Below are 23,870 nucleotides of genomic sequence, written 5' to 3' on the forward strand. Positions count from 1 at the left end.
GGAAACGAGAGGAGCCCCGCCCATACGGGCGGGGCTCTCAGCACTGGCGACCCCGACGGGACTCGAACCCGCGACCTCCGCCGTGACAGGGCGGCGCGCTAACCAACTGCGCCACGGGGCCTTGTGCGTTGCGGTTTCAACCGCGACCGCAAGACTACCCGACGGTTCTGCGACTCTCCAAAACGGGGGTGGTCAGAACGCGACGATCCAGGGCTCGCGGCTGATCTCCCGGGGGTCCAGCTCGGTGAGCAGGGCCTCGGGGGAGCGCGCGGCGACGCCCAGGGACGTGCCGATCAGCTCCCACGCCTGCTCGGGGGAGAGGTCGCGCAGGGTCACGTCGCCGTCGCGCTTGGCCAGACGCCGGCCCTCGGCGTTGAGGGCCAGCGGGACGTGCGCGTAGACCGGCGCGGGGGCACCCAGGACGTGCGTCAGATAGGCCTGCGCGGGGGCCGCGTCGAGGAGGTCGTCGCCCCGGACGACCTGGTCGACGCCCTGGTCGGCGTCGTCGACCACGACCGCGAGGTTGTAGGCGTGGGCGCCGTCGCCGCGTCGCAGGACGAGGTCGTCGACGTGGCCCTCGACCTCGCCGTGCAGCTCGTCGCGGATCGTCCACGAGCGCTCGCGGGCGCGCAGCCGGATCGCGGGGGAGCGCTCGGCCCGGCGCGCCTCACGCTCGCTCTCGGTGAGGTCGCGGCACGTGCCGGGGTACGAGCCGGGCGGGCCGTGCGGCGCGCTGACCGCCTCGGCGATCTCGCGGCGCGTGCAGAAGCACTCGAAGGTCAGGCCCGCCGCGGTGAGGCGCTCGAGCGCGGCGGCGTAGAGAGGGTCGCGCTCGGACTGGCGGACGACCGGGCCGTCCCAGGTCAGCCCGAGGGAGGCGAGGTCGGCGAGCTGGCTGGCCTCGAACTCGGGCCGCGAGCGCTGGCGGTCGAGGTCCTCGACCCGCATCAGGAAGGGGCGTCCGTCGGCGCGGGCGAACAGCCACGCGAGGACCGCGGTGCGCAGGTTCCCCAGGTGCAGGTCGCCCGACGGCGACGGAGCGAAGCGTCCGGCCACCCTCCCGACCCTAGTGACCGTTCGGTAGCCCGGCGCACCAACCACTAGAGTCGCTGCCGTGACATCCCACGGCGCCGAGCCCGAAGACTTCGTGGAGCTGGCCGCCCGCCGACGCATGTCGTTCCAGCGCAGTCCGGCCGCGATCAGCCCGCGCGGTCTCTTCGACGGCGTCGAGCCGGCCGGTCGCTTCCGCTTCCTCGTGGCCGCCGTCGTGGCGTTCTCAGGCCGCGGCTTCCACGCCACGACGACCCGCGACATCGCGACCGTGGCCGAGGCCAGCCCGGCGAGTCTCTACACCTACTACGACACCAAGTCCGAGCTGCTGCACGAGATGTCGGCGATCACCTTCCGCTACGTGATCGACATGCTGCGCGAGATCGTCGACCGCGGCGCCCCGCCCGTGGAGACGATCTCGGTGATCGTCCGCGAGTACCTGCGGTTCCACGCCGAGGAGAAGATCGTCGTCCTCGTGGTCAACCGCGACTACCGCGCGCTCGGCCTGAGCCAGCTCGCCGAGGTGCTCGGGATGGCCGACGAGATCCACCAGATCGTCGAGACGGTGGTCCGGGCCGGCATCGAGCAGGGCGACTTCAGCGTGCCGGACGTGCACACCGCGACGCGGGCGGTGCTGCGGCTCGCGGATGTCTCCCCGTGGTTCAACGAGCGCTCGTCACGCACGATCGACGAGCTGGCCGACCACCACGTCGGGCTGATCCTGCAGATGCTGGGGCACGTCAGCGCGGACTGACGATGCTGAGGCCGCCGTCGAGCGGGATCACGGTGCCCGTGAGGAAGGAGCCTCCCGGGGCCGCCAGCAGGATGGCCAGCGCCGCGGCGTCGTCGGGGCGCCCGATGCGGCCCAGGGGAGCGGCCCCCTCGAACTCGTCGCGGGACTCGGCCAGCACCGCCGCCATCATCTTGGACTCGAACGGTCCGGGGGCGATCGCGTTGACCGTGATGCTCCGCGGACCGAGCTCGACGGCCAGCACGCGCGTGAGGTGATGGAGCGCCGCCTTCGACGCCGTATAGGAATAGGTGGAGAGCGTCGGGACGCGCAGGCCGTCGATCGACCCGATGTTGACGATCCGCGAGGGCGCGTCCGGTGTGGCCGACGCCTCGAGGAGCGTCGCGAGCTCGCGGACGAGGAAGAACGGCGACTTGAGGTTGAGGTCGACCACCTTGTCCCACGCCGCGGAGTCGAACTCCTCCAGCGGAGCGCCCCACGTGGCGCCGGCGTTGTTCACCAGCACGTCCAACCGCCCGGTGGCGTCGGCGAACTCCGACGCGAACGCGGCGCAGCCGGCCTCGCTCGAGAGGTCGGCGACCCAGGGTCGCAGACCCGCCGCGCGCAGCTCCTCGACGTCGAGGCGCCGGGAGACCACGTGCACCTCGGCGCCCGCGGCCACGAACCCGTCGGCGATCATCCGGCCGATCCCGCGCCCGCCGCCCGTCACCAGCACGGTGCGGCCGGCGACGTCGAACAGTCCGCTCACGCGGTCACCTCCGTGAGGGCCGGGCCGGCGGGCGCGAGGGCCTCGGCGAGACGCTCGCGGTAGAGCTCGATGTTGCGCAGCTTGATGTCCTCGTAGCCCCGGACGAGGTCGGGCAGCGCCGCGATGGCGGCCGCGCGCTCGACGCCCAGCTCGGGCAGGTCGCGCGAGATCCGCCCGACGAGCTCGACGTACTCCTCGCGCAGCTGCCGCTCGGCCCGGCGCACCTTCGCCATGCCGAACGGGTCGAGGGCGGTGCCCCGCAGGCGGCGCATCGCGTAGAGCGCGCGGAACGCCGGCTTGAACCAGGCGCCCAGCGCGATCTTGCGCTTCATGCCCAGCGCCCGCAGCATCGGCGGGTGCAGGCGGTACTGCGCCTTCGCGCCGGGACCGAACTCGGCCTCGAGGGCCGCGTCGAGCGACGGGTCGATCGACAGGCGGGCGACCTCGTACTCGTCCTTGTACGCCATCACCTTGTGCAGGTGCTGCGCCACGGCGAGCGTCAGCTCGCTCGAGCCGGGAGCCGTCGAGGCCTCCCGCTCGCGCACCTGTCCGACGACCTCGAGGTAGCGGCGGGCGTAGGCGAGGCTCTGGTACGACTCGAGGTCGGCCGCGCGCGACGTGACCAGCTCGGTGTCGGCGGCGCCCTCGGCGAAGCCCGCCTGCGCGACGAGCGAGCGCACCCGGTCGGAGACCGGAGCCAGCGCCGCCGTCTCGGGGGCCTCGGCGGTGAGGTCCGTCAGCAGCGCCGCGCGGTCGGCGACGAACTGGCGTCCGCGGCGGAAGGCCTGCACGTTGCGCTCCACGGCCACGCCGTTGAGCTCGAGCGCGGTCTCGATGCTGGTCGCCCGGACCGGCAGCGCGCCGGCCTGGTGGGCGACGCCCAGCAGGAAGATGTTCGCGAACTGGTCGTCGTCGAACAGGTCGAGCGTCATCGCCCGGGCGTCGACGAAGCGGCTCTCCTGCTCGCGGGTGACCTGCTGGATGCGGCCGACCGTGCTCTCGGCCTCGGGGAACGAGACCGTCGTGTCGGTGACCATGGCGCCCGTCGGGACCTCGGCCGTCGAGACGATAGCGACGGTGCGCTCCTCGTGGGCGACGCCGAGGTAGGAGTCCTGCGCGGCGACGAGGACGTCACAGCCGAGGTAGAGGTCGGCCTGGCCGGAGGCGATCTTGTTGGCGCGGTCCACCGGGGCGGTGCTGAGCTTGACGTCCGAGACGACGGCGCCGCCCTTCTGGGCCAGGCCCGTCTGGTCGAGACCGCGCACGAAGCGCCCGTCGATCTGGGCCGCGGTCGCGACGATCTGGGAGACGGTGACGACGCCCGTGCCGCCGATGCCCGTGATGCGCATCTCGAAGGAGTCCGCCGAGACGACCGGCTCGGGCTCGGGGAGCACGTCCGCGGAGAGCGCGGGGACGACGCGCTTGGCCTTCGCGCCGCCCGGGGTGACGGTGAGGAAGGAGGGGCAGTCGCCGTCGAGGCACGACAGGTCGATGTTGCAGGAGGCCTGGTGGATCTTGGTCTTGCGCCCCAGCTCCGTGCTCACCGGATGCACCGAGAGGCAGTTGGACTTGTCGCCGCAGTCGCCGCAGCCCTCGCAGACGCGCTGGTTGATGAAGGCGCGCGTCGGGGGCGCCTCGACGATCTTGCGCTTGCGCTTGCGGCGCAGCTCGGTGGCGCACTCCTGGTCGTTGACGAGGACGGTGACGCCGGGGGTGCGGCTGAGCTCCTCCTGCGTGCGCATGAGCTCGTCGCGGTGGCGGACGTCGACGCCCTTCGGCAGCCGGCGGCGCCGGTAGCGGCGGGGCTCCTCGGTGGTGATGACGACCTTGGCCACGCCCTCGGCGAGCAGCTCCTCGACGATCTCGTCGACCGTCATGAGGCCGACGGCCTCCTGGCCGCCGGTCATCGCCACGGCGGAGTTGTACAGGAGCTTGTAGGTGATGTTCGCGCCCGAGGCGACGGCCGCGCGGATCGCGAGCGAGCCGGAGTGGTGGAACGTGCCGTCGCCCATGTTCTGGAAGAGGTGGCCGCTCTCGACGAACGGCGACATGCCGATCCACGTGGCGCCCTCGCCGCCCATCTGCGTCATGCCGATGACGTCGCCGACGCGCTCCTCGGGCATCAGCGAGACCATGCCCGAGCAGCCGATGCCGGCGCCGACCAGCGAGCCCTCGGGCACCTTGGTCGACCGGTTGTGGGGGCAGCCCGAGCAGAAGTAGGGCGTGCGGTTCGCCGTCAGCAGCGGCAGCTGGATGCGGGCCCTGCGGCGGGGACGGGTCGTGAGCTCGACCTCGACCTCGGGCAGCGAGACGTGCTCGGCCAGCCGTGACCGCAGGACGTCGGCGATGATCTCGGGGGTCAGGTCGGCGTCCGCCCGGAACAGCGGTAGGCCGGTCAGCGTGCGCTTGCCGCTGACGGACGGCGCCTCGAGGTGGCCGTAGAGGATCTCCTTGAGGGCCGACTCGACGAACGAGCGCTTCTCCTCGACGACGATGACCTCGCACAGGCCGATCGCGAAGTCCTTGATCTGCTCGGGGTCGAGCGGGTGCACGGCACCGAGCTTGAGCAGCCGGATGCCGCTCGCCTCGAGGTCCTCGTCGTCGAGGCCGAGTCCCGCGAGCGCCTGGCGGACGTCGTAGTAGGTGCCGCCGGCGGCGACGATGCCGACGACGGCCCCGTCCCCGGCGCCCTCGACGCGGTTGATGTCGTTGGCCACGATGTAGCGCCGGGCCAGCTCGATGCGCTCGGTGAAGAGGCTGCGCTCGAGCTCGGCCAGGGTCGGCTGGAGGAAGCGCGCGCTGACGGTGTGGGTGAAGTCCCGGCCCGCGATGCGACGCGAGGGGATGACGGGGGCGAAGTCGGACGACACGGTGGTGCTGGCGGTGCCGTCGGCGACGTTCGTCGCGATCTTGAGGCCCGTCCACAGGCCGCTGAAGCGCGACATCACCACGGCGTGCAGGCCCAGTCGGAGGCACTCGGCCGGGTCGGCGGGCACGAGCACGGGCATGCCCAGCTCGGCGATCGCGATCTCGCTCGAGCTGGGGACGGTCGAGGACTTCGCGATCGAGTCGTCGCCGACGATGGCGACGGCGCCGCCCTCGTGGTGGGCGCCGCCGAGGTTCGCGTGGCGGAGCGCGTCGGAGGCCCGGTCGAGACCGGGCGCCTTGCCGTACCAGTAGCCGACGATCCCGTCGTTGATCCGGTCGGTGGCGTTGCCGGCGAGCTGGCTGCCCTGGACGATGTTCGCCGCGAGCTCCTCGTTGAGCCCGGGCTTGAACTGGACGTCGGCCGCGTCGAGCAGCTGCTGCTGGCGCGAGAGCTCGAGGTCGTAGCCGGCGAGGGGCGATCCCTCGTAGCCGGACACGAGACCGGCTGTCGCACGGCCCTCGCGACGGTCGAAGCGCGCGACGTCCAGCGGGAGGCGCACGAGCGCCTGCAGACCGGACATGAAGACGGTTCCGTCCTCGACCGTGTAGCGATCCGAGAGCTTCATCGACGACCTCCTGTGACGTGGATCTCTGATTCAATCGGACCTGACTCGTGATATCACCGGTCAGAAGCACCAAATCCGGGCCAGAACCGACTGGCCTTTGGTGGATTCCACAAAGGAGGGTCATGGACGACCACGAGAAGCGCCTCGCGACGGCCCTGTGCGCCCGGGTCGCGGCCGATCTGGACGAGCTCGGACCTCGGATCACGCGCAGCATCCGGCTCGCCCAGCCCGAGTACTCGCTCGTGCCGCTGGACGACCACGTCGAGCACGTCACCGAGCAGCAGCGGCTGCTGCTGATCGCCCTCGGCCGGAACGAGGTCGTGAGCGGCAGCCAGCGGGCGCGCGCGGCCGACCTCGGCCGGCTGCGGGCCACCCAGGGCGTGAGCGTCGCGACCGTCATCGGGGCGTACCACGTGGGCAACCGCGAGCTGTGGCAGAACCTCGTCGCCTACGCCGACGAGGAGACCTCCTGCCTCCCGGGACTGGCGACGCTGCTGTGGCGGTCGATCGAGGTCATGACGTCGGAGATCGTCGCGGCCTACGAGACCACGGCCCGGGCGCGGCAGACCCACGCGCTGTCGCTGCGCCAGCGGCTGGTCGAGCTGCTGCAGCGCGACGAGCTGGCGGCCGAGGCGCACGACGTGGCCGTCACGCTCGGGCTCGACCCCTCCGGAGCCTTCGTCGCCGCGTGGGTGGGTCTCGAGGACGACCCGCTGGCGCAGGCGGCGGGCCTGACCAGCGGGCTTCGACGGGGCACCGCCTTCGCGGTCGGTCACCCCGCGGGCGTCCAGGTCCTGGCCCAGGGCTGCAGCGCCGACGAGCTCGAGCTCACGATCCGCGCGGCGGAGCCCGACGTGCGGCTCGGGGTGGGCCTCGAGCGCGCCGGGCTCGAGGGCGCCCGCGACTCGCTGCTCGACGCGCGGCTGTGCCTCGAGATCGCGACCGACGCCCAGCCCACGCGCCGGTTCGACGAGGACTGGCTGCGGGCGACGATCCGCTCGCAGGCGGACCGTCTGGAGCCGATCGTGCGGGGGCTCCGCGAGGTCGTCGAGGCCAATCCGCACCTCGTCGAGACGCTGGATGTGTACGTTGACACCGGCTTCTCGATCGCCGACACGGCGCGGGTCCTGCACCTGCACCCGAACAGCGTGGCGTACCGCCTGGACCGGTGGAATCGTCTCACTGGATGGGACGCAAAGACCTTCCGAGGGCTCTCTCAGTCACTGCTCGCTGCAGTGCTGTAACTAGTTTTCCCTGCAATCTCAGTTTTTTACATTGCGGAAACGCAATGTTGACTAAGCGCTCGCTTGTGCCCCGCTATCTTCGGGTGTCATAGTGCTGATCCTGTGACGGATGTCACGTGGATCCGAGGTAGGGAGTCGAGCGCATGACCCAGTCCGAATTCGATGTGATCGTCGTCGGCGGCGGAATCGCCGGTGTGTCGATCGCCAGCGAGCTGTCGAGCGACCGGTCGGTCTGCCTCGTCGAGATGGAGTCCTCGCTGGCGTTCCACACGACCGGCCGATCGGCCGCGACGTTCCTGGAGACCTACGGCGGACCGAACATCCGCGCCCTCACCACGGGCAGCCGCGAGTTCCTCACGAAGCCCCCCGCGGAGTTCGAGCAGATCCTCATGACGCCCCGGCCGCTGCTGCAGTTCGCGAAGCAGGGTCGCGAGAGCGTGATCGAGGAGCTGCACGCCGACGTGCTGCCCCTCGTCCCCGACGCCGAGCTGGTCGACGAGGCCCGGATGATGGAGCTCTTCCCGCTGCTGCGGCCCGGCTTCTCGAACGTCGGCATGTACGAGCCCGGCGCGATGGAGCTCGACGTCCTGGCGATCCACGGCGGCTACGTCCGGACGGCCCGCCAGAACGGCGCCGAGATCCACAAGGGCGCCAAGGTCGAGCGCGTCGAGCGCGAGGACGACGGCCGCTGGGCGGTCACCACCAGCGACGGCGAGACCCGCCGAGCGCCGCTGGTGGTCAACGCGGCCGGAGCCTGGGCCGACGTCGTGGCCGAGGCGGCCGGCGTGCGCCAGGTCGGCCTGCGGCCGCTGCTGCGGACGATCTTCATGGTCTCCTCGCCCGGCGGCGCCGGCACGAAGGACCTGCCGATCCTGGGCGACATCGACCAGGCCTTCTACGTCAAGCCGGAGGGGGAGCAGTTCCTGTGCTCGCCGGCGGACGAGACGCCGAGCGAGCCCAAGGACGCCAAGCCGGACTCCCTCGAGATCTCGCGGGCGATCGACGAGGTCAACGACGCGACGACGATCGGCGTGAAGGGCGTCTCGACCTCGTGGGGCGGCCTGCGCAGCTTCGTCCCCGACCGCAACTTCGTGGTCGGCGAGGACCCCGAGGCGCCCGGCTTCTTCTGGTTCGCCGGCCAGGGCGGCTACGGCATCCAGACCGCGCCCGCGACGGCCCGCCTCGGTGCGGCGCTGGCCCGCGGGGAGCAGGCTCCCCAGGACCTGCTCGACCGCGGCCTCGACCCGGCGGCGCTCGTCCCGCACCGTCCCGGCATGCTCGTCGACGCGGGGCACTGAGGCCGCCATGGAGCTCCTGCAGCAGATCATCAACGGTCTGACCATCGGCAGCACGTACGCCCTCGTGGCGATCGGCTTCTCGGTCGTCTACGGCGCGCTCGGGCTGGTCAACTTCGCCCACGGCGACATCCTCATGGCCGGCGCGTTCTCGACCTACGGGCTCTACACGCTCGGCGTCCCGCTGCCCCTGGCGTGCCTCGGCGGCATCGTCGTCGGCAGCCTGCTCGCGGTCGCGGTCGAGGAGGTCGCGGTACGGCCGGTGCTGACCCAGCACCTGCTCATCCCGATGATGACCACGCTCGGCGCCGGACTCATCATCCGGAACATCGTCGAGCGCATCTGGGGCAACGGCACGCTGCCGTTCCCGTCGTTCACCGGCGGCGGCTACGTCCACATCGGCGACCTCCAGATCTCGAAGTCCGCGCTGGTCACGCTGGTCGTGGCGTTCGTCGCGATGTTCGCCTTCCTGGCCTTCCTGAAGTTCACCAAGGCGGGCTTCGCGATCCGCGCGGTCGCGCAGGACATGACCGCGGCCCGCCTCATGGGCGTGCCGGTCAACCGCACGATCGCCGTCGTCTACCTGACCGGTGGCGCGATGGGCGTCGTCGGCGGCCTGCTCTACGCGAACACGCTCGAGGTCGTCTACCTCGGCATGGGCTTCGCGGTCCTGCTGAAGGGATTCGCGGCCGCGATCGTCGGCGGCATCGGCAACCTGCAGGGCGCCATGATCGGCGGCCTGGTCATCGGCGTGCTCGAGTCCACCGTCGGCCCCGCGACCGGCTCCTACCGCGACGCGGTGGCGTTCGTCCTGCTGATCGCGATCCTCCTCGTCCGTCCCACCGGCCTGCTCGGTTCCCGCATCCAGGAGCGTGTCTGATGCTGCAGGTACTCCCCAAGAAGGTCCTCTGGGCCATCGGCGCGATCGCGCTGGTCGCCGCGGTCCTGCTGCCGAACCTCGTCGAGCCGTACACGGTGCGCGTCGCCGCGCTGATCCTCGTGTTCACGGTGTTCGCCACGGGCCTCAACATCATCCTCGGGTTCACCGGGCTGCTGAGCTTCGGCCACGCCGCCGTCTTCGGCGTCGGCGCCTACGTCTCGGCGCGGCTGCTGCTCGACACCGGGATGCCGCTGCTGCTCGTCATGGTCGCCGCCACGGTCGGCGCGGGCGTGGTGGGACTCCTGGTCGGACTGACCTCGTGGCGCGCGGGCGGCGACTACCTCGCCCTCGTGACGCTCGGCGTCGGCCAGATCTTCTACCTGTTCCTCATCAACGAGAAGGACCTGACGGGCGGTGCGACCGGCCTGCCGGGCATCCCCGCGGGCAACTTCTTCGGCTGGGACCTGGCGCCGCTGGAGAACACGTACCTGTTCATCCTCGGGGTCACCGTCGTCGTGATGGGCTTCGCCTGGGTGCTGGGACGGTCGTACTTCGGCCGGGCCATGCTCGCGGTGCGCGAGGACGAGATCATCGCCCGCGCCCACGGCATCAACGTGCCGCTGACGAAGGTCCTCTCCTTCGGCATCGGCAGCGCGATCGCCGGTCTCGCCGGCGTGCTGCAGGTGCTGCTGCTGGGCTTCGTCGGACCCGCGACGTTCAAGGTCGACCAGTCGATCCTCGTGGTCGAGATCGTCCTGATCGGCGGCATGGCCACGACGATCGGCCCGCTGCTCGGCTCGATCCTCGTCATCGGCTCGACCGAGTACCTGCGGGCCCTGGCCGACTACCGCTCGGCCGTGTTCGGCGTGCTGATGCTCGTGATCCTGCTGTGGCGTCCGGGCGGTCTCGCCCAGATCTTCGGCCTGAGCTCGCGGACGCCCAACGCGGTCCGGCTCCCGTTCATCGGGAAGATCGGCCGCCGCAAGGGCGCGGCTGCCGCAGCGCCTCCCGCCGCCGAGGTCGAGGACGAGCACGAGAAGGAAGAGGTGTCGCGATGAGCACGACCCTGCTGAAGGCGACCGACGTCGGCTGCCGGTTCGGAGGCGTCATCGCCCTCGACCGTGTCGACTTCGAGGTCGCCGAGAACGAGATCGTCGGCCTGATCGGGCCGAACGGCTCGGGCAAGACGACCCTGCTCAACGTGCTCTCGGGCATCTACAGGCCGACGTCGGGCTCGCTCACGATCGGCGGCAGCGACGTCCGCTGGCCGTCCTCGCGGATCCTGAGCAAGCGGTACAAGCTGGCGCGGACGTTCCAGAACATCCGCCTCGCGCCCGGGCTCACCGTGCGGGACAACGTCCTCATCGGGATGCACTCGACGTTCCACTGGTACGACGCGCTGCGCCGCGGCAAGTCGTCCCGCGAGGCGTCGGCCCGTCTGGCCGCCGACGAGATCCTCGAGTTCGTCGGGATCGCGGACAAGGCCGACCACATCGCCACGGACCTCAGCTACGGCGACCAGCGCCGGGTGGAGATCTCGCGGGCGCTGGCGACGTCGCCGAAGCTGCTCCTGCTCGACGAGCCGGCCGCGGGCATGAACCCGCGCGAGGCCGCCTCGCTCGTGACGCTGATCCGCCAGATCCACGCCCAGCGCGACCTGTCGATCGTGGTCATCGAGCACAACATGAACGTCGTCATGAACACGGCCTCGCGGGTCATGGTGCTCGACGCCGGACTCTGCATCGCCCACGGCGACCCGAAGACCGTGAGCTCGGACGAGCAGGTGCTCGAGGCCTACCTGGGAAAGAGGTTCCGCGATGCCTGACCTGTTGCTGAAGGCCCAGGACCTGTGCGTCCAGTACGGCCCCGTCACCGCCCTCGACGGCGTCTCGATCGAGGTCAACCGCGGCGAGATCGTCGCGCTGGTCGGTGCGAACGGTGCCGGCAAGTCCACGCTGCTCAAGACGCTGTCGGGCCTGCTGCGCCCCGTGGGCGGGGAGGCCTCGTTCGACGGGACCGACCTCGCGCGGACCCCGGCGCACCGGATCGTCTCGGCCGGACTCGTGCACGTCCCGGAGGGCCGCCACGTGTTCCCCCGGTTCACGCTGCGCGAGAACCTCATGGCGGGCGCCTACACCGGCGACTTCCGCGCCGCGGCGAAGCGGGCCGACGAGATCATCGCGTCGACGCCGATCCTGGCCCGCCGCGCCGGCAGCACGGCCGGGCAGCTCTCCGGCGGCGAGCAGCAGTGGCTCGTCGTGGAGCGCGCGCTCATGGCGAACCCGACGATGATCATGCTCGACGAGCCGTCGATGGGCCTGTCGCCCGTGCTCGCCGACCAGATCCTCGAGCTCGTGAGCCAGCTGCGCGACCGCGGCGTCACGGTGCTCCTCGTCGAGCAGAACGCGCTCGGTGCGATGGAGATCGCCGACCGCGTCTACGCGCTCGGCTCGGGCTCGATCCTCTACTCCGGCACCTCGGAGGAGCTGCGTCACAACGAGCACTTCGCCGACCAGTTCCTCGGCGTCGTCTCGGCCGATGCCGAGGCGGCTGCCGCCACCCACCCCCCGCAAGAGAAGTAGGAGCAACACATGTTCAGCAAGCGCGTGGCCCTGGCCGCCGCCCTCAGCACGGCCCTCCTGGCCAGTGCCTGTGGCGGAGGCTCCGGCAGCAGTGACTCCGACACCGTCGTCCTGGCGGTCGCCGGGCCCATGACCGGCGACAGTGCCGAGTACGGCCAGCAGCAGCTGGCGGGCATCCAGCTCGCCGTCGACCAGTACACCGAGGGCGGCGGCATCCCCGAGGGTCCGCTGAAGGGCAAGAAGATCAAGGTCGTCAAGTACGACGACGCGGGCGACCCGAACCAGGCCGCGTCGGTCGCGCAGAAGATCTGCGACGACACCGAGGTCATCGGCGTCTTCGGCCACGTCAACTCCTCCGCGACCTTGGCCGCCGAGCCGATCTACGAGCGCTGCGGCGTCCCGCTGATCGTCAGCTACTCCTCGAACCCCGAGATCACGGCCGAGCTGCACGAGAACCTGTTCCGCACGCTCGTCGACGACGCCAAGCTGGGCGCCGAGATGGCGAGCTTCGCCGCAGGCGAGCTCAAGGGCAAGAACGTCGGCGTCATCTCGTCGGACGACGACTACGGCGTGGGCCTGAAGGAGAACTTCGAGCCCGCCGCCGAGGAGCTGGGCCTCACGGTCGCCAAGAGCCTGGTCACCACGACGGGCCAGAAGGACTTCAGCCCGCAGCTGACCGAGCTGAAGAACGCCGGCATCGACAGCCTCGTCCTGCTGAACCTCTACACGGACGCCGCGCTGCAGATCAAGCAGGCGAAGGCCCTCGGTCTGGACGTGCCGATCCTGGTCACGGCCAGCGCCAACAACCCCGAGCTGGTCAACATCGCCGGTGCCGAGGCCGCCGAGGGCACGTACGTCTCGGCGATCTTCGACCCGGGCAGCAGCAGCGAGGGCACGCAGGCGTTCGTCAAGGCCTTCAGCGACGCGAACGGCCGTGAGCCCAGCGAGGGCGCGGCCGTGGCCTACGACTCCGCGTGGGTCGTCTTCCGGGCCTTCGACGAGGGTGCCGAGGACCGCGAGTCGCTGATCAGCACGATCGACGGCATCGAGTCCTTCGACCTGCCGATCGTCGGCGAGTTCGTCTTCAACGACAAGCACGAGCCCACCGTCACCCCCGGCAAGCCCTCGCAGTCGCTGCTGCAGGTGCAGGGCGGCGAGATCAAGACGCGCCCCGGCGCGTGAGTCCAGGTCCGGCGGGTGCGGGCTCCGCACCCGCCGGGCACCACTTCCCCACCATCGCGGCGGCCTCCCGGCCGTGGCAGCAACTCCCAACCAACGAAAACCAGGAGTGACATGTCGAGGAAACAGCTGATGCTGGCCGCGCTGGCCGGTGGAGCGCTCATGCTGAGCGCGTGTGGGGGCGGTGACGAGGCCGGTGACAAGGACACGATCGTCGTGGCCGTCGCGGGTCCGATGACCGGAGAGAACGCGATCTACGGCAAGAACCAGCTCGCGGGCGTCCAGTTCGCGGCGAAGCAGATCAACGATGCCGGCGGCGTCGAGTCCGGCCCGCTCAAGGGCGCGAAGATCGAGGTCAAGTCGTTCGACGACGTGGCCGACCCCAACCAGGGCGCCTCGGTGGCCCAGAAGATCTGCGACGACGACGACATCATGGCCGTCTTCGGTCACAGCAACTCCTCGGTGACCCTCGCGGCGATGCCGATCTACGAGCGCTGCGGCATCCCGCTGTTCGTCAGCTACTCGTCGAACCCGGAGATCACGGCCGAGCTGCACGAGAACCTCTTCCGCACGCTCATCGACGACGCCTCCATGGGCGCCGAGATGGCGTACCAGGCGGGTCGGGAGATCGGCGCCAAGAAGGTCGGCCTGATCGCCTCGGACGACGACTACGGCACCGGACTCGTGGAGTCCTTCGAGGCGACGGCGTCCGACGCGGGCCTCGAGGTGGTCGACTCGATCGCCACGACCACGGGTCAGAAGGACTTCACGCCCCAGCTGACCACGCTGCGCAACCAGGGCGTCGACACGATCGTCCTGCTGAACACGTACACGGACGCCGCCCTGCAGATCAAGCAGGCCGACGCCCTGGGCTGGGACGACGTGAAGATCCTCGTCACGGCCGGCTCCAACACCCCCGAGCTGGTCAAGATCGCCGGCAAGGACGCCGTCGAGGGCGTGCTCGTGAACGCGGTCTTCGACCCGAACTCCTCGTCGGAGGGCGTGAAGTCCTTCGTGGACGCGTACAGCGCGGACAACGGCGAGGCTCCGGGTGAGGCCAACGCGGTCGCCTACGACTCGTTCTTCGTCTTCCTCGACGGGCTCGAGAACGGCGGCGAGGATCGCGAGTCGCTGATCTCGCAGGTGGCCGACACCGAGTCGTTCGAGCTGCCGATCCGCGGCACGTTCCGCTTCGACGAGAACCAGGGCGCGGCGGTCGACCCGGACTCCCCGGCGACGGCGCTGCTGGAGATCCAGGACGGCACCTTCGCCTCGTTCACCCCGTGACCGGTCGGGGCGCCCCACCCCCTTCACGGGGCGCCCCGACCCTTCCGCCCACCCACCCCACGCCTCGTCCTGCCAGGAGCTCCTCATGACCGATCCCCTCAAGAAGATGTCCGCCTGGGCCGCCGGCCTGCGCTGGGAGGACGTCCCGACCTCCGTCCGCGAGCGGGCCGCCGACGCGCTGAGCGACACCGTCTCGACGATGGTCGGGGGAGCCGTGACCGGCTCGGCCGGCATCGCCGCGAAGGTCACCGGCCGCACCGCGGGCCCGTCCCCGGTCGTCGGCCGCGGCCAGGGCTCGTCGCCCACCATGGCCGCCTTCGCCAACGGCGTGGCGGCCAGTGCGCTGGACTTCGACGACGGCCACTACCTGGCCGGCGCGATCCACCCCGGATCGGTCATCGTGCCGGCCGTGCTCGCCGCGGCGACGAGCGGCACCACCGTCGCGGAGGCGCTCACGGCGCAGGTCGTCGGCTACGAGATCGGCCTGCGGGCGGCGCACCTGCTGTGGCCGAAGCACGACGGCGACCACTACCACTGCACGGGCTGCGCCGGCGCGATCGGCGCCGCCGCCGCGGCCGCCAAGGTCTCCGGCGCCGACGCCGACGAGATCGAGCGCGCCGTGAAGATCGGCTGGCTGCACGCCCCGATGGCCACGTTCGGCTCGCCGATGGTGAAGGAGTCGATCGGCTGGGGCGCCGCCACCGGCGTCATGGCCGCCGAGCTCGCCGCGGCCGGCTTCATGAGCCTGCCGGAGGGCTACGCGCTCGCCGACAACGACGTGCTCCCGGCGACCCCGTTCCACCAGCCGGGCGCGGCCGAGGACCCGTTCGTCACGAGCATCGGCGAGGTCTACGAGACGGCCAACACCTACTTCAAGTCGTTCGCGGCCTGCCGCTACACGCACGCCGCCGCGGCGGGCTTCCGCGGCCTGCTCGCCGAGCACGCGATCACGCCCGAGCGCATCGCCCGGGTGCGGGTCGGGACCCACCAGGCCGCCACGTTCCTCGACGAGCTCCGTCCCGGGACGATCGACTCCGCGCAGTACAGCTTCCCGTTCGTGCTCGCCTCGATCGCGCTGCACGGCGCCGCCGGCGCGGCCGAGATGGACGAGTCCGTCCTCGCCGAGCCCGAGCGGCTCGACCTCGCCTCGCGCGTCGTCCTCGAGCACGACGCGGACCTCGACCAGCACTACCCGGCGCGCTACCCGAGCCGCGTCACGATCGAGACCACCGACGGCGCCAGCGTCGACGGCGTCTTCCTGGACGCCCCGGGCGACCCCGGCACCGACTTCGGCCGCGCCGAGCTCCAGGAGAAGTGGCGCCTGCTGCTGACCCCGGCCCTGGGGGAGCAGTCCGACCGGGTCCTGGCCGGACTGCGGGACGACGACGCGCTCGTCCTCGACGCCTCGGCGCCCGCCTGGGAGGCGTGGGCATGACGTCCGCCCACCTGCGCTCCCTCGTCGAGCCACTGCGGCTCGGGCCCGTCACGCTGCGGAACCGGATCGTCGTCACGGCCCACGCGACGCACAACATCGACACAGAGCACCTGCCCAACGACGACGACGTCGCGTACTTCGCCGAGCGCGCGAAGGGCGGCGCGGCGATGGTCTCGATGGGCACGACCGCCGTGCACCCGAGCTCGCCGACGCCCTACGGGATCTACCACAACTTCGACGACCGGATCATCGAGCGCTACGAGCGCCTCTCGGAGGCCGTGCACGCCCATGGCGCCGTGATCGTGCCCCAGCTGGGGCACATGGGCGGGCGCACCGACGGCGGCGACGGGGGCGTCTGGGCGCCCTCGGGCTTCTCGCACCACCTCTACGGCTCGGTCCCGCGCGAGATGACGCGGCGCCAGGTCGACGAGATCGTCGAGGCCTTCGCGAGCGCGGCCGAGCGGGCCGTGCGCGGCGGCATGGACGGCGTCGAGATCGCGGTGGGCCACGGCCAGCTGGTCAACCTGTTCCTCTCGCCGCTGACGAACCGCCGCACCGACGAGTACGGCGGCAGCGACGAGGCACGCTTCCTCTTCTGCCGGCGCGTGCTCGAGGCGGTGCGCGAGCGGATCGGCGGCGCCCTGCTGATGGTGCGCGTCAACGGCTCGGACGAGACCGAGGGCTCGCTGGACACCGGCGCCTGGCTCGACATCGACCAGCGGATCGACGAGCTCGGCATCGTCGACGGGATGAACGTCTCGGCGAACTTCAACGGCTCGGTCATCCCGACCATGGCGGTGCGCCGCGGCTGCTACCTGCACTACGCCCGTGCCGTGCGCGAGCGTGTGGGCCTGCCCGTCGGGGCGGTCGGTCGGATCACCGACCCCGCGATGGCCGCGGCCGCCATCGAGGCCGGCGACGCCGACTTCGTGGGCATGACGCGCGCCCACATCGCGGACCCCCACCTCGTCACGAAGATGCTCGAGGGGCGCGAGGACGAGATCCGGCCCTGCATCGGCTGCATCCAGATGTGCCAGGGCGAGCTGGGCCGTCACCGCAACGTGAAGTGCGTCTACAACCCCGTCACGGGACGCGAGCGCTTCCTCGGCGACATCGAGACCACGACCGCGCCCACCTCGCGCCGCGTCGTGGTGGTCGGCGGCGGGCCCGCCGGACTCGAGACCGCGCGGGTCAGCGCCCTGCGCGGGCACGACGTCACGCTGTTCGACGAGCGACCCGACACCGGCGGCACCGTGCGGATCGCCGCGCGCACCGAGGGTCGCGACGGGCTGGTCGACGCCGTCGACTGGCTGGGCAACGAGGTCCGCCGCCTCGGCGTGGACCTGCGCCTGCGCCGGACCGCCGAGGGTCGCGACATCGCGGCGCTCGACCCCGACATCGTGGTCCTGGCCACCGGCGCTGCCGAGACCCTGCCGCAGTGGGCGGCGCGCGACCACCGGCGCCTCGTCGCCGCGGCCGACGTCGTCTCGGGGCACCCGGTCCTCTCGGGCCGAGTCGTCGTGGTGGACGAGCACCACCGCACCAACGCGATGTCGGCGGCCCTCGTCGCCGCGCGCGCCGGCTGCGAGGTGACCTTCGTGACTGCCACGCCGGGGCCCGCCGAGCTCGTGGAGCCCGAGGTCCGCGACGACTTCCTGACGCTCATGCACGAGGCCCGCATCGCGATCCGCTGCTCCACCAAGGTCACGGAGTTCGACCCCGCCGGGCCGCGGCTGCTGTGCCACCACGGCGGCGTCGAGGCGCTGACCTACCGCCACACCGACGACCACGGACGGCCGGTCGTCCGCCCCTCCGAGGTCGTCGAGCTCGAGGCCGACTGGGTCGTCCACACCTGGACCGAGCCGCGCTCCGAGCTGTTCGACGAGCTGCCCGACGACGTCCCCGTGCACGCGGTCGGCGACGTCATGAACCCCCACCGCATCGAAGGTGCGGTCCACGCGGCCTTCCGACTCGCCGCGACCTTCTGACCTACCGAAAGGAACCACCCATGGCCACCTACCCCCTCCGCGCGAGCGTCAAGGCAGGCTCGCTGCTCTTCGTGTCCGGCCAGCTCGGCATCGTCGACGGCGCGCTCGTCGACGGCGCCAGCGACCAGACCGACCGCGCGCTGGCCAACTTCGAGGCCGTCGTGCGCGAGCACGGCGCCACGCTGGCCGACGTCGTGAAGACCACCGTCTTCATGTCGTCGATGGAGCACTACGCCGACATGAACGAGGTGTACGCGCGCTGGTTCCCGACCGACCCGCCGGCCCGCTCGGCCTTCGCGGTCCAGGAGCTGCCCCTCGGCGGTCTCGTCGAGATCGAGGGTGTCGTCCAGCTGCCGGAGGACCGATGACGACTCCCGTCGCCGTCGTCACCGGGGGCTCCCGCGGCATCGGTCGCGCGTTCGTGCTGGAGTGCGCGCGCCGCGACTACGCGGTCGTGCTCACCCACCGCGGGCGTGGCACCGACGCCGAGGAGACCGTGCGCGCGGTGGAGGAGATCGGCGGTCGTGCGGTCGCCGTCGTCGCCGACGTCACGACGGACGAGGGCGTCGCTGCCGTGCAGTCGGCCGCCGGCGACCTCGGTGCCGTGTCGCTGCTGGTGAACAACGCCGGCATCCTCGCGCACGGCGAGCTCGGCGAGACCACCGACGAGCTGTGGGACGACGCGTTCGCGATCCACGTGAAGGCGCCCATGAAGCTGACCCGGGCGCTGCGCGACGACCTCGCGGCGACCGGGGGAGCCGTGCTCAACCTGTCCTCGACCGGTGGTGTCGTGGGCTCGGTCCACGGCGTCTCCTACGGAGCGTCGAAGGCGGCGGTCATCGGACTGACGAAGACCCTCGCCCGCGAGCTCGCCCCGCACGTGCGGGTCAACGCCGTGGCGCCCGGCCCGGTCGCCACCGACATGTACGCCTCGATCCCGGCCGACGAGCAGACCGCGGTGGAGGACGAGACCCCGCTCAAGCGGATCGCCGACCCCGCGGAGATCGCCCGCACCGGCCTCGACGTGAGCTCCTGGCCGAACGTCACGGGGCAGGTCATCGTCTCCGACGGTGGACGCGTCATGTGATCCCGTCACACCCTGAACATCACCCACATCTTCGAAAGGACCCTTCAATGGGACAGACACCCGGCAACGACGCGACCAAGGTCGGCACCGCCATCATCGGCGGCGGCATCGTCGGTGTCACGCTCGCCTTCTACCTGGCCGAGCTCGGTGAGAAGGACATCGTCGTGCTCGAGGGTCGCGAGCTGGCCAGCGGATGCACGGGCGGGTCGCTCGGTGGCGTGCGCCAGCAGTTCAGCACGGCGACGGAGATCGAGCTGGCCATCCGTGGCCGCCGGTTCTGGCAGACGTTCGAGGACGTCTTCGATCAGCCGTGCCAGTACCACCAGGACGGCTACCTCATGCTGACCGGCCGCGAGGAGCTCTTCGCGAAGCTCGCCGAGGCGGCCAAGACGCAGGCGACGCACGGCGCGCCGAACGTCGAGATGCTCACCGCGCGGGACCTCAAGGAGGTCGTGCCGTGGCTCGGCACCGACGGCCTCGTCGGCGGCTGCTGGACCCCCGAGGACGGCCGCGTCAACCCGACCGACGGCGTCTACGGCGTGGCCGCGGCCGCGCGCCGGCTCGGCGTGAAGATCCGCGAGCGCTTCGAGGTCGCCGACCTCACGCAGGTCGAGGGCGGCTGGCTCATCGCCGGGCCCGAGCCCGTCGTGGCGGAGCGCGTCGTCGTGGCCAGCGGCCTGGGGTCGCCCAAGCTCCTGGCGAAGTTCGGCCTCGACATGGACATCTTCCCGATGTGGGTGCACTACGGCTTCACGACGCCCGTCCTGGGCGACCAGCGCCTGCCGCTGACGATCGACCTCGAGACCGGCTGGTGCGTGGAGCGCGAGCAGGACGGCGCCATGGTGACGATCCTGAGCTCCACCCTGCCGGAGCGCTACGGCGTCAGCGACATGCTGGCCGAGTTCGCCGAGGCGTCCGAGACGCGCGCCCCGATCTTCGCCGAGGTCGGCATCCGCAGCACGATCAGCGCGGCCGCCGACGCGACCGGCGGCGACGGCCACCCGTTCATCGGCGAGGTCGAGTCGGGCCTGTGGACCATCACGGGCTTCGACGGCCACGGGACGATGATGGGCCCCGCCGCGTCGCAGCTGCTGGCCAAGCTCATGCTCGGCATGCCCGACCCGGTGCTGGACGTGAAGGCGTTCGACCCGCACCGCACGGCGACCGAGAACCTCGAGTGGCTGCGGGCGGCGCGCAAGTGAGCCGTCCGGTCGCGATCGTCACCGCGGCGAGCAGCGGGATCGGCGCGGGCATCGCGCGCACGCTGGCGTCGTCGTACGACCTCGTGCTGTTCGCGCGCTCCGAGGCCGTCGTCGAGCTCGCGAACGAGCTCGGCGCCGTCGCCGTGCGCGGATCGCTGACGGACGCGGCCGACCGCGAGCGGCTCGTGGCCACGACGATCGAGCGGTTCGGCCGCATCGACGCGGTGGCGGTGAACTCGGGCCACCCGCCGAAGGGCGACCTGCTGGAGCTGACCGACGAGGACTGGAGCACCGGGTTCGACCTGCTCTTCACGAGCGTGGTCGACCTGGCGCGGCTGGTGACCCCGCACATGCAGGCCGCGGGTCGCGGCGCCTGGGTCGTCGTCACCAGCTACGCGTCCCTCGTGCCCGAACAGGTCATGCCGGTCTCGAGCGTCGTCCGCGCGGCGGTGCAGAGCTGGGTGAAGCTCTACGCCACGCGGGTCGCGGCCGACGGCATCCGCGCCAACTGCGTCCTGCCGGGCTTCGTGCAGACCCACCCGATCGACCGGGAGCGCCTGGCCACGATCCCGCAGCGTCGCTACGCCCAGCCCGGCGAGATCGGCACGGTCGTGCGCTTCCTGCTCTCGGACGAGGCGTCGTTCGTCACCGGCCAGAACCATGTCGTCGACGGCGGCATGATCCCCCTTCCCTGAACCCGAGGAGCCTCCATGTCCCACCCCGTCCGCCTGGCGCCCTTCAACGCCGACTTCACCGCCCAGAACGGGCCGATCGACATCGAGCGCCGTTCGATGCCGAACGGCCTGTCCGAGCTGTCCGCCGGCATCGTGCGGTTCCCCGACGGAGGCCGCTCCGAGCCGTGGACCCTGCCGTACGAGGAGGCGTTCTACGTCATCGACGGCGAGCTCTCGCTGCACGTCGGCGACGAGACGATCGTGGTGCCGGCCGGCGAGGTCGTGACGCTCGAGAAGGGCTGCACGGTCGAGTACGAGGGCACGCCCGGGACGAACGCGTTCTTCTGCCTCGTGCCGGCCAACTGGCTGGAGACGATGGAGTCGTGATCGCGCTGACGGGCGCGTCGGGCAAGACCGGGCGCGACCTCGCGGCCCTGCTCGCGGAGCGCGGGATCGCGCACGTGCGGCTCTCGAGCCGCCCGGGCTGCGGCGACCGGGTCTTCGACTGGACCGACCGCGCCACGTGGGGTGCGGCCCTCGAGGGCGTCGACTGTCTGTACCTGGTCAAGCCGCCCCACGGCACGGGCATGGCCGAGCTCGTCGCCGACCTGCTCGCGTCCGCGCCCGCGATCCGGCGCGTCGTCCTCCTCTCGGAGATGGGGCGGGGCGACAAGCCGGACGAGGACCCGGACCGCGCGGTCGAGCGCGTCCTGGAGCGGTGGGACGGCGAGTGGACGCTGCTGCGACCGAGCTGGTTCTTCCAGAACTTCTCGGCCGGCGGCGGCTTCCGCGCCGGCGTCGTCGACGGCACGATCGCGCTGCCCACCGGGGACGCGCCCGTGTCGTGGCTCGACACGCGCGACATCGCCGAGGCGGCGCTCGTGGCCCTTACCGAGGACGGCCACTGCTGCCGCGGCTACACGCTCACGGGTCCGGAGTCCTTCGGCGTGCCCGAGCTGGCCCGCCGGATCGGTGTGGTCACGGGACGCATCGTGGAGGCGGCCGACCCGCTGCGCGTCGAGGAGCTCGCGACGACCTACGACGACGGCACGGAGCGCGGCTCCTACTACGCCGAGCTGCTGGTCGACGTGCGTGAGGGACGGTACGCCGACGTCACGACGGACCTCGAGGACCTGATCGGACGGGCGCCCCGCACGTTCGACGACTTCGTGCGCGAGCACGCCGACGACTGGAAGTGAGAGGACGACGATGACGGTCTACGAAGCGCGCAAGGGCCAGGTGTCCTACGGCTACACGATCGGGATGCTGAGCGCCGAGTGGCACATCGCGTTCCCGCCCGGAGACATCGGCAACGCTTCGACGTTCGACTTCCCGATCCGCTACCTCGGCATCGAGGGGATGGACGGCTCGGCCGTCCTCAACGGCGCCGACCCGGACTCCACGGGCCGCGTCGTCGAGGCCGCGCTGCAACTGCAGGACGAGGGCGTCCGCGCGATCACGAGCAACTGCGGCTTCATGGCGGCGTACCAGCCCGCCGTCGCCGAGGCGCTGGACATCCCGGTGTTCCTGTCGAGCCTGCAGCAGCTGCCGATGCTGACGACGATGCTGGGCTCGCACCGCCAGCTCGCGCTCGTCACCGCGAACGGCGCGAACATGACGCCCACCCTGCTCGAGGCGGCGGGCTTCACCGACCTCGACCGGCTGCACGTCGTGGGCATGGAGGAGTACGAGCACTTCGTCGACGCGATCTTCCGCGAGACCGGCACGCTCGACACCGAGATCATGGAGCGCGACGTCGTCGACGCGGCCGTGCGCGCCACCCGTGAGGCGCCGATCGGCGGCATCTTCCTGGAGTGCAGCGACCTGCCGCCGTACACCTCCGCCGTGCATCGCGCGACGGGCCTGCCAGTGTGGGACTGGACCCAGTTCATCCGGTACGTCCACGCCGCGGTCGCCCCGCGGCCGTACACCGGCACCTTCTGACCATCGATTCGACCGCAACGTCCGAGGAGACACCCATGACCGAGACCACCTTCAAGGCCTACCGGGTCGACGCGCCCAAGCAGCCCGCCGAGCTGGTGACCTCGACCCGCGACGAGCTGACCGGCGGCGACCTGCTCGTCCGCGTCACGCACTCGTCGCTCAACTACAAGGACGGCCTCGCGATCCTGGGCAAGCCCGGCGTCGTGCGCTCGTTCCCGATGACCTGCGGCATCGACCTGGCCGGCGAGGTCGTCGAGGGCGGCGGGGACTTCGCCGAGGGCGACCAGGTCGTCCTCACCGGCGCGGAGCTGTCGGAGACCAAGCCCGGCGGCTACTCGCAGTACCAGCGGATCGAGTCGGACTCGGTCGTCGCCACCCCCGCCGGCCTCGGCCCGTGGGGCGCCATGGCCGTCGGCACCGGCGGCCTGACGGCCATGCTGTGCGTGCTGCGCCTCGAGGCCGCGGGCGTGACGCCCGAGGACGGCCCGGTCCTGGTGACCGGCGCGACCGGCGGCGTCGGCAGCTTCGCCGTGTCGACCCTCGCGCGCCTGGGCTACGAGGTCCACGCCGCGACGGGCAAGGACAGCGAGCACCAGTACCTCACGGACCTGGGTGCCTCCGAGATCATCGCGCGCGACGAGCTCTCGGGCGACCCCCGGCCGCTCGCGAAGGAGCGGTGGGCCGCCGCGGTCGACAGCGTCGGTGGCACCACGCTGGCCAACGTGCTCTCGCAGATCCGCTACGGCGGCGCGGTGGCCGCGTGCGGACTCGCCGGCGGCCACGGCCTGCCCGCCACCGTGATGCCGTTCATCCTGCGCAACGTCGCCCTGCTCGGCGTCGACAGCGTGCACGCCCCGCTGGAGGCGCGGAAGCAGGCGTGGTCGCGCCTCGACGAGCTGTTCTCCGAGGAGGACCTGCGCGCCGTGGCCGTCGACGCGGCCTTCACCGACCTGCCGTCGCTCGCCGAGAAGATCCTCTCGGGCGGGATCCGCGGGCGCGTCGTCATCGACGTCGCCGGCGCCTGACGCGC

General features: G+C 71.5%; 22 protein-coding genes and 1 tRNA gene. 19 read left to right on the forward strand and 4 right to left on the reverse strand.

Going from position 1 to position 23,870, the window contains the following annotated elements; translation table 11 throughout:
• Positions 1–44: 44 nt before the first annotated feature.
• Both ACK99Q_RS05740 and gluQRS read right to left on the reverse strand, forming a co-directional pair.
• A tRNA-Asp gene (locus tag ACK99Q_RS05740) sits at positions 45–121 on the reverse strand.
• 71 nt (positions 122–192) lie between these two features.
• Positions 193–1,056 (reverse strand): tRNA glutamyl-Q(34) synthetase GluQRS, encoded by an 864-nt coding sequence (gluQRS, locus tag ACK99Q_RS05745; protein WP_410185245.1) that lies wholly within the window; start codon positions 1,054–1,056, stop codon positions 193–195.
• 58 nt (positions 1,057–1,114) lie between these two features.
• On the opposite strand from gluQRS, the gene ACK99Q_RS05750 reads away from it, so the two are divergent.
• On the forward strand, positions 1,115–1,804 hold the full coding sequence (locus ACK99Q_RS05750) for a TetR/AcrR family transcriptional regulator (RefSeq protein ID WP_410185246.1): 690 nt from the start codon (positions 1,115–1,117) through the stop codon (positions 1,802–1,804).
• Here the strand turns inward: ACK99Q_RS05750 and ACK99Q_RS05755 are convergent.
• Positions 1,791–2,549: an SDR family oxidoreductase gene (locus tag ACK99Q_RS05755; RefSeq protein ID WP_410185247.1), complete on the reverse strand. Its 759-nt coding sequence runs from the start codon at positions 2,547–2,549 to the stop codon at positions 1,791–1,793. The genes ACK99Q_RS05750 and ACK99Q_RS05755 overlap by 14 nt on opposite strands.
• On the reverse strand, positions 2,546–6,073 hold the full coding sequence (locus tag ACK99Q_RS05760; RefSeq protein ID WP_410186065.1) for an indolepyruvate ferredoxin oxidoreductase family protein: 3,528 nt from the start codon (positions 6,071–6,073) through the stop codon (positions 2,546–2,548). The genes ACK99Q_RS05755 and ACK99Q_RS05760 overlap by 4 nt, the downstream gene beginning before the upstream one ends.
• A gap of 92 nt (positions 6,074–6,165) precedes the next feature.
• Between ACK99Q_RS05760 and ACK99Q_RS05765 the strand changes: the two genes are divergently transcribed.
• The 18 genes from ACK99Q_RS05765 to ACK99Q_RS05850 all read left to right on the forward strand — a co-directional run bounded on the left by ACK99Q_RS05765 (position 6,166) and on the right by ACK99Q_RS05850 (position 23,865).
• Positions 6,166–7,287, forward strand: a complete 1,122-nt coding sequence (locus tag ACK99Q_RS05765; protein WP_410185248.1) for a PucR family transcriptional regulator — start codon at positions 6,166–6,168, stop codon at positions 7,285–7,287.
• Between the two features lie 143 nt (positions 7,288–7,430).
• Complete coding sequence (locus ACK99Q_RS05770; protein ID WP_410185249.1) at positions 7,431–8,585, forward strand: NAD(P)/FAD-dependent oxidoreductase; 1,155 nt, start codon at positions 7,431–7,433, stop codon at positions 8,583–8,585.
• A gap of 7 nt (positions 8,586–8,592) precedes the next feature.
• Complete coding sequence (locus ACK99Q_RS05775) at positions 8,593–9,462, forward strand: branched-chain amino acid ABC transporter permease (RefSeq protein WP_410185250.1); 870 nt, start codon at positions 8,593–8,595, stop codon at positions 9,460–9,462.
• Positions 9,462–10,520 carry a branched-chain amino acid ABC transporter permease gene (locus tag ACK99Q_RS05780; RefSeq protein WP_410185251.1) on the forward strand — a complete coding sequence of 353 codons (1,059 nt, stop codon included), beginning with the start codon at positions 9,462–9,464 and terminating at the stop codon, positions 10,518–10,520. Before ACK99Q_RS05775 ends, ACK99Q_RS05780 begins: the two co-directional genes overlap by 1 nt.
• The gene (locus ACK99Q_RS05785) at positions 10,517–11,287 is read left to right on the forward strand and encodes an ABC transporter ATP-binding protein (RefSeq protein ID WP_410185252.1); all 771 of its coding nucleotides are present in this window, start codon (positions 10,517–10,519) and stop codon (positions 11,285–11,287) included. The genes ACK99Q_RS05780 and ACK99Q_RS05785 overlap by 4 nt, the downstream gene beginning before the upstream one ends.
• Positions 11,280–12,044 carry an ABC transporter ATP-binding protein gene (locus tag ACK99Q_RS05790; protein ID WP_410185253.1) on the forward strand — a complete coding sequence of 255 codons (765 nt, stop codon included), beginning with the start codon at positions 11,280–11,282 and terminating at the stop codon, positions 12,042–12,044. The genes ACK99Q_RS05785 and ACK99Q_RS05790 overlap by 8 nt, the downstream gene beginning before the upstream one ends.
• 9 nt (positions 12,045–12,053) lie before the next feature.
• Positions 12,054–13,226, forward strand: a complete 1,173-nt coding sequence (locus ACK99Q_RS05795; protein ID WP_410185254.1) for an ABC transporter substrate-binding protein — start codon at positions 12,054–12,056, stop codon at positions 13,224–13,226.
• A 111-nt stretch (positions 13,227–13,337) separates the two neighbouring features.
• Complete coding sequence (locus tag ACK99Q_RS05800) at positions 13,338–14,510, forward strand: ABC transporter substrate-binding protein (RefSeq protein WP_410185255.1); 1,173 nt, start codon at positions 13,338–13,340, stop codon at positions 14,508–14,510.
• 85 nt (positions 14,511–14,595) lie between these two features.
• Positions 14,596–15,945, forward strand: a complete 1,350-nt coding sequence (locus ACK99Q_RS05805) for an MmgE/PrpD family protein (protein ID WP_410185256.1) — start codon at positions 14,596–14,598, stop codon at positions 15,943–15,945.
• Entirely contained in the window at positions 15,942–17,933 is a 1,992-nt protein-coding gene (locus ACK99Q_RS05810; RefSeq protein ID WP_410185257.1) for an FAD-dependent oxidoreductase, read from the forward strand. The genes ACK99Q_RS05805 and ACK99Q_RS05810 overlap by 4 nt, the downstream gene beginning before the upstream one ends.
• Positions 17,934–17,953: 20 nt before the next feature.
• Complete coding sequence (locus ACK99Q_RS05815; protein WP_179422424.1) at positions 17,954–18,301, forward strand: RidA family protein; 348 nt, start codon at positions 17,954–17,956, stop codon at positions 18,299–18,301.
• Positions 18,298–19,020 carry an SDR family NAD(P)-dependent oxidoreductase gene (locus tag ACK99Q_RS05820; protein WP_179422426.1) on the forward strand — a complete coding sequence of 241 codons (723 nt, stop codon included), beginning with the start codon at positions 18,298–18,300 and terminating at the stop codon, positions 19,018–19,020. Before ACK99Q_RS05815 ends, ACK99Q_RS05820 begins: the two co-directional genes overlap by 4 nt.
• 47 nt (positions 19,021–19,067) lie before the next feature.
• Positions 19,068–20,222 (forward strand): NAD(P)/FAD-dependent oxidoreductase, encoded by a 1,155-nt coding sequence (locus tag ACK99Q_RS05825; protein WP_179422428.1) that lies wholly within the window; start codon positions 19,068–19,070, stop codon positions 20,220–20,222.
• Complete coding sequence (locus ACK99Q_RS05830) at positions 20,219–20,917, forward strand: SDR family oxidoreductase (protein WP_410185258.1); 699 nt, start codon at positions 20,219–20,221, stop codon at positions 20,915–20,917. Before ACK99Q_RS05825 ends, ACK99Q_RS05830 begins: the two co-directional genes overlap by 4 nt.
• Positions 20,918–20,932: 15 nt before the next feature.
• Positions 20,933–21,283 carry a cupin domain-containing protein gene (locus ACK99Q_RS05835; RefSeq protein WP_179422432.1) on the forward strand — a complete coding sequence of 117 codons (351 nt, stop codon included), beginning with the start codon at positions 20,933–20,935 and terminating at the stop codon, positions 21,281–21,283.
• Positions 21,280–22,095 (forward strand): hypothetical protein, encoded by an 816-nt coding sequence (locus tag ACK99Q_RS05840; protein WP_410185259.1) that lies wholly within the window; start codon positions 21,280–21,282, stop codon positions 22,093–22,095. The genes ACK99Q_RS05835 and ACK99Q_RS05840 overlap by 4 nt, the downstream gene beginning before the upstream one ends.
• Positions 22,096–22,105: 10 nt before the next feature.
• Positions 22,106–22,840, forward strand: a complete 735-nt coding sequence (locus tag ACK99Q_RS05845) for an aspartate/glutamate racemase family protein (RefSeq protein WP_410185260.1) — start codon at positions 22,106–22,108, stop codon at positions 22,838–22,840.
• A 35-nt stretch (positions 22,841–22,875) separates the two neighbouring features.
• Positions 22,876–23,865, forward strand: a complete 990-nt coding sequence (locus ACK99Q_RS05850; RefSeq protein WP_410185261.1) for an MDR family oxidoreductase — start codon at positions 22,876–22,878, stop codon at positions 23,863–23,865.
• Positions 23,866–23,870 lie beyond the last annotated feature (5 nt).

The sequence above is a fragment of the Aeromicrobium sp. MLTX1 genome, assembly GCF_046452335.1.
Lineage (GTDB): Bacteria > Actinomycetota > Actinomycetes > Propionibacteriales > Nocardioidaceae > Aeromicrobium.

What these genes read in the sequence shown, in the direction of transcription:
- ACK99Q_RS05765 (WP_410185248.1), top strand. Translation starts at nt 6,166, where the DNA reads ATGGACGACCACGAGAAGCGCCTCGCGACGGCCCTGTGCGCCCGGGTC.
- ACK99Q_RS05770 (WP_410185249.1), top strand. Translation starts at nt 7,431, where the DNA reads ATGACCCAGTCCGAATTCGATGTGATCGTCGTCGGCGGCGGAATCGCC.
- ACK99Q_RS05775 (WP_410185250.1), top strand. Translation starts at nt 8,593, where the DNA reads ATGGAGCTCCTGCAGCAGATCATCAACGGTCTGACCATCGGCAGCACG.
- ACK99Q_RS05780 (WP_410185251.1), top strand. Translation starts at nt 9,462, where the DNA reads ATGCTGCAGGTACTCCCCAAGAAGGTCCTCTGGGCCATCGGCGCGATC.
- ACK99Q_RS05785 (WP_410185252.1), top strand. Translation starts at nt 10,517, where the DNA reads ATGAGCACGACCCTGCTGAAGGCGACCGACGTCGGCTGCCGGTTCGGA.
- ACK99Q_RS05790 (WP_410185253.1), top strand. Translation starts at nt 11,280, where the DNA reads ATGCCTGACCTGTTGCTGAAGGCCCAGGACCTGTGCGTCCAGTACGGC.
- ACK99Q_RS05795 (WP_410185254.1), top strand. Translation starts at nt 12,054, where the DNA reads ATGTTCAGCAAGCGCGTGGCCCTGGCCGCCGCCCTCAGCACGGCCCTC.
- ACK99Q_RS05800 (WP_410185255.1), top strand. Translation starts at nt 13,338, where the DNA reads ATGTCGAGGAAACAGCTGATGCTGGCCGCGCTGGCCGGTGGAGCGCTC.
- ACK99Q_RS05805 (WP_410185256.1), top strand. Translation starts at nt 14,596, where the DNA reads ATGACCGATCCCCTCAAGAAGATGTCCGCCTGGGCCGCCGGCCTGCGC.
- ACK99Q_RS05810 (WP_410185257.1), top strand. Translation starts at nt 15,942, where the DNA reads ATGACGTCCGCCCACCTGCGCTCCCTCGTCGAGCCACTGCGGCTCGGG.
- ACK99Q_RS05815 (WP_179422424.1), top strand. Translation starts at nt 17,954, where the DNA reads ATGGCCACCTACCCCCTCCGCGCGAGCGTCAAGGCAGGCTCGCTGCTC.
- ACK99Q_RS05820 (WP_179422426.1), top strand. Translation starts at nt 18,298, where the DNA reads ATGACGACTCCCGTCGCCGTCGTCACCGGGGGCTCCCGCGGCATCGGT.
- ACK99Q_RS05825 (WP_179422428.1), top strand. Translation starts at nt 19,068, where the DNA reads ATGGGACAGACACCCGGCAACGACGCGACCAAGGTCGGCACCGCCATC.
- ACK99Q_RS05835 (WP_179422432.1), top strand. Translation starts at nt 20,933, where the DNA reads ATGTCCCACCCCGTCCGCCTGGCGCCCTTCAACGCCGACTTCACCGCC.
- ACK99Q_RS05845 (WP_410185260.1), top strand. Translation starts at nt 22,106, where the DNA reads ATGACGGTCTACGAAGCGCGCAAGGGCCAGGTGTCCTACGGCTACACG.
- ACK99Q_RS05850 (WP_410185261.1), top strand. Translation starts at nt 22,876, where the DNA reads ATGACCGAGACCACCTTCAAGGCCTACCGGGTCGACGCGCCCAAGCAG.